The sequence below is a fragment of the Arsenophonus sp. ENCA genome, assembly GCF_002287155.1.
GTDB classification, from domain to species: domain Bacteria; phylum Pseudomonadota; class Gammaproteobacteria; order Enterobacterales; family Enterobacteriaceae; genus Arsenophonus; species Arsenophonus nilaparvatae.
In genome coordinates, this window is record NZ_NHNG01000688.1 from 1 (window position 1) to 606 (window position 606).

Here is a 606-nt window from a genome sequence, read left to right on the forward strand (position 1 = left end):
TTATCTGATGTGCCCTTTGTTAATATTGCTGACGCCATAATTCCTTAACTTCATAAGAGCATGTTGGTTATGAAAGCTAACAACTGGTCCAATTTATTATCACCGGCTGCAATGGCGCAACTTGCCGATAATACCGGGGTATATAAAGTTAATAAGCATCCTCGCATTACTTATTTATCTGCTATTACTGCAGGTATATTTATTTCCATTGCTTTCGTTTTTTATATTACTGTCACCACGGGTATTGCTACTGTTCCTTTCGGGCTGGCTAAACTTGCTGGCGGTCTATGTTTTTCGTTAGGACTCATGCTGGTGGTTGTCTGTGGGGCTGATCTTTTCACTTCTACCGTGTTAACCATTGTGGCAAAAGCAACCGGCAAAGTCTCTTGGAAACAGATGTTTGTTAATTGGTTTCATGTCTACATTGGTAATCTTGTTGGTGCGCTGTTGTTCGTTGCATTAATCTGGTTTGCCGGACAGTACATGGTGGCTAATGGCCAATGGAGACTTAATAAGCGTGTTGCTTAATAGTGAAGTAAGGGTATTTCGGTGATTGAAGTAAATTTTAGGCTGTTCTGAGATGGAAATTCCAAAGACCGGCACTAA

General features: G+C 40.8%; 1 pseudogene. It reads left to right on the plus strand.

What is annotated here, in order from left to right:
* Positions 1-69: 69 nt before the first annotated feature.
* Positions 70-504: pseudogene (locus tag CBG25_RS18175) on the plus strand (formate/nitrite transporter family protein); the annotation flags it as partial.
* Between the last annotated feature and the right edge of the window lie 102 nt (positions 505-606).